Source organism: Rhodococcus yananensis, assembly GCF_020515525.1.
Classification (GTDB): Bacteria; Actinomycetota; Actinomycetes; order Mycobacteriales; family Mycobacteriaceae; genus Rhodococcus; species Rhodococcus yananensis.
In genome coordinates this window covers 1-3,239 of record NZ_JAIYEP010000148.1, presented here as the reverse complement: position 1 = coordinate 3,239, position 3,239 = coordinate 1, and the positions used below count along the sequence as shown (strand labels likewise).

Sequence of the window (3,239 nt, the reverse complement as noted above, 5' to 3'; positions counted from 1 at the left end):
CGCACTTCTGGTAGCTCCAGCTACCAGAAGTGCGCACGGGTCGGGGTCAGTGCGGGAGGCGCACCCGCTCGTAGAAGGCCATCGCCGCGGCCGTCGCGACGTTGAGCGAATCGGTACCGGGCGCCATCGGGATGCGGGCACGCACATCGGTCGCGCGCATCGCGTGCTCGGTCAGCCCCGGGCCTTCGGCACCGAGCAGCAAGGCGACCTTCTCCCCCGTCATCGCGTGCGCGAGGGGTACCGCGCCGGGATTCGGGGTGAGGGAGATCAACTGGAATCCGCGCGACCGCAACCGGTCGAGGTCGTCCGGCCACCGGTCGACGTGCGCGAACGGGACCCGCAGCACATGCCCCATCGACACCCGCACCGCCCGCCGGTACAGCGGATCCGCGCACCCCTTGCCGAACAGCACGGCGTCGACACCGAGACCGGCGGCGTTGCGGAACATCGAACCGATGTTCTCGTGGTCGTTGACGCCTTCGAGCACGGCGACGGTCTCGGCCTTCTCGAGCACATCGTCGACGTCCAGCGGGTCGGGCCTGTGCGCGACCGCGAGCACCCCGCGGTTGAGATGGAACCCGACGACCGTCGCCATCACCTCGGCGGACACCCGGAAGTAGGGCACCTCGACGTCACGCAGATCGTCGACGAGTTCGGCGAGCCGTCTGGCGACCCCGAGCAGAGCCGTCGGAGCGAACCGCGAGTCGAGCATCCGCTGCACCACCAGAACACCCTCGGCGACCACCAGTCCCTTACGGCCCGGCAGGTCGGGGCGGCGGTCGGAGGAGTTGAGGTCGCGGAAGTCGTCCAGCCGGGGATCGGCGGGATCGTCGATGTCGATGACGTGAACCACGCCGGTCATTCTCCCAGCCGTCGACGCGCCGGGCCGAAGGCGGTGTCCTGCGCACCCCTACGCGGTCGGGTGTCCCTTGTCGTCGGCGACGAGTTCGGTGAAGATGCGGACGGCTCCGCGCAGCGTCTCGAGGCTGCCCGGATCCAGGTGTTCGAGCCGTTCGGTCAGCCACACCTCGCGCGCTTCGTCCTCCTCGGCGAGTTGCTCGTACCCGGCCTCCGACAACGCGACGATCACCTGCCGTCCGTCGGTGGGGTGCGGCGTGCGGTCGACGATGCCCATCTCGTGCAACGACGCGATGACCCGCGTCATGGACGGAGGCTGGACCCGTTCGCGCGCGGCGAGCGCCCCGGGGGTCATCGGTCCCTCCTGGCGCAGCGTCGCCATCGCCGACAGCTGCGTCAGGGACACTCGGGAATTGCTGCGTCTCCCCCGCAGATGACGGGTCAGGCGCACCACGGCCAGGGCGAGATCGCCCGCGAGTGCGCGTGTATCCGAGATCATGCGTGCACAATACGGGACAGACCGGACACGGCCACGCTCACCGGGTCTGCTAGGTGAGCAGTTCCGTGATCGGATCGACCGTGAAGTACAGGGCGAACAGCGCGGCGACGACCCACATCAGCGGGTGCACGGTGCGGGCCTTGCCGCTGACGGCGTGGAGCACGACCCAGGTGATGAAACCGACGCCGATGCCGTTGGCGATCGAGTAGGTGAACGGCATCGCCATGATCGTGAGGAAGGCGGGTAGCGCCACCTGGAACTTCGTGAAGTCGATGTCGCGGACCTGTCCGATCATGAGCGCGCCGACGACCACCAGCGCGGGCGCAGCCGCCTCGATCGGCACCACCTCGTACAGCGGGGTCAGGAACATCGCGAGCAGGAAGAGTCCGCCGGTGACCACGTTGGCCAGGCCCGTGCGTGCCCCCTCAGCGATGCCGGACGCCGATTCCACGAACACCGTGTTCGACGATGCCGACGCGCCGCCGCCGACGATCGCGCCGGTGCCCTCGATGACCAGCGCCTTGCCGATGCCGGGCAGGTTGCCGTTCTTGTCGGTGAGTCCGCCTTCCTTGCCGAGGCCGGTCATGGTGCCCATCGCGTCGAAGAAGTTCGCGAGGACGAGCGTGAACACCAGCAACGATGCGGCGATCACACCGATGCGGGTGAACGCACCGAACAGGCTCACGTCGCCGACGAGGCTCAGGTCGGGAAGACCGGCGAAGGTATCCGGTGCGGCCGGGACACCGAGGTTCCACCCCTTGGGGTCGGTGCCCTGCGAGGGCCCGACATCGGCGACCGCCTCGATGATCATCGCCAGGACGGTGTTGACGACGATGCCGATGAGCAGGCCGCCGCGCACCTTGCGGACCACGAGGATGCCCATGAGCAGCACACCGAACACGAAGACGAACGTCGGCCACGACGCGATCGAACCGTCGATTCCCAGGCCGACCGGAACCGTGGTGCCGGCGGCGTCCGGGATGCGGCGGACGAAGCCGGCGTCGACCATGCCGATGAACGCGATGAACGCGCCGATGCCGGCTGCGATCGCGGCCTTGAGTTCGGCGGGGATGGCGTTGAACACCGCCGTGCGGAACCCGGTGAGGGCGAGGACCACGATGATGATGCCGTCGATGACGACGAGCCCCATCGCTTCCGGCCAGGTGACCTGCGGTGCGATCGTGACGGCGAGCAGGCTGTTGATGCCCAGGCCCGCGGCGATCGCGAACGGATAGTTCGCGACCACACCGAACACGATGCTCATCAGGCCGGCCACCAGCGCGGTGACGGCGGCGACCTGGTTGACCGGCAGGATGTTGCCCGCGACATCGATCTTCGCGGTGGCGTCGTCGGCCGAGAAGCTGCCCAGGATCAGCGGGTTGAGGACGACGATGTACGACATCGCGAAGAACGTGACGATACCGCCGCGGACCTCGCGCGACACCGTCGATCCCCGCTCGGTGATCTTGAAATAGGTGTCCAGGAGGGAGGATCTCTTGGTTTCGGTGCCCACGGCCATGTCCACTTTTCCCGCTCGTCGTGTACGGTGCGTCGTCGCAACGGGTGAAGATTATTGCAACGTCGACGTTCTATTCTGCAATTCGTGAACGAAGCCGAAACCGTCGCCGCCGACGTGCGACGACTCGCCGACCCCCGTGTCGCCCTGACCGTCGGAACGGCCGCCTGGGTGATCGCGACCGTCGCCGTCCTCCTGTCCGGCGATCGCTGGTCGGGCGCACTGCCCGTATGCGTTGCAGGAATCATCGTGGGACTCTTGGGAACCGGATTGTTCCTCCTTCAGCGTGCCGCGTCCCGACGCGGCAGCCGCGGCGCGCAGGTGGGCCTCGACTGAACCCGACCCGTGCGCCTTTCTGGTAGCCGG

General features: G+C 67.9%; 4 protein-coding genes. 1 reads left to right on the top strand and 3 read right to left on the bottom strand.

What is annotated here, in order from left to right:
- Nucleotides 1–46: 46 nt before the first annotated feature.
- From LDQ05_RS19440 to LDQ05_RS19430, 3 genes are read right to left on the bottom strand one after another with little or no spacing between them, the layout of a single operon-like run.
- Nucleotides 47–853, bottom strand: a complete 807-nt coding sequence (locus LDQ05_RS19440; protein WP_226438592.1) for a TrmH family RNA methyltransferase — start codon at nucleotides 851–853, stop codon at nucleotides 47–49.
- Between the two features lie 57 nt (nucleotides 854–910).
- Complete coding sequence (locus LDQ05_RS19435; protein WP_226438591.1) at nucleotides 911–1,357, bottom strand: MarR family winged helix-turn-helix transcriptional regulator; 447 nt, start codon at nucleotides 1,355–1,357, stop codon at nucleotides 911–913.
- Between the two features lie 49 nt (nucleotides 1,358–1,406).
- Complete coding sequence (locus LDQ05_RS19430) at nucleotides 1,407–2,876, bottom strand: NCS2 family permease (RefSeq protein WP_226438590.1); 1,470 nt, start codon at nucleotides 2,874–2,876, stop codon at nucleotides 1,407–1,409.
- A gap of 84 nt (nucleotides 2,877–2,960) precedes the next feature.
- Between LDQ05_RS19430 and LDQ05_RS19425 the strand changes: the two genes are divergently transcribed.
- A complete protein-coding gene (locus LDQ05_RS19425) occupies nucleotides 2,961–3,209 on the top strand; it encodes a DUF2530 domain-containing protein (RefSeq protein ID WP_226438589.1) in 249 nt (82 codons plus the stop codon).
- The last annotated feature ends 30 nt before the right edge of the window (nucleotides 3,210–3,239 follow it).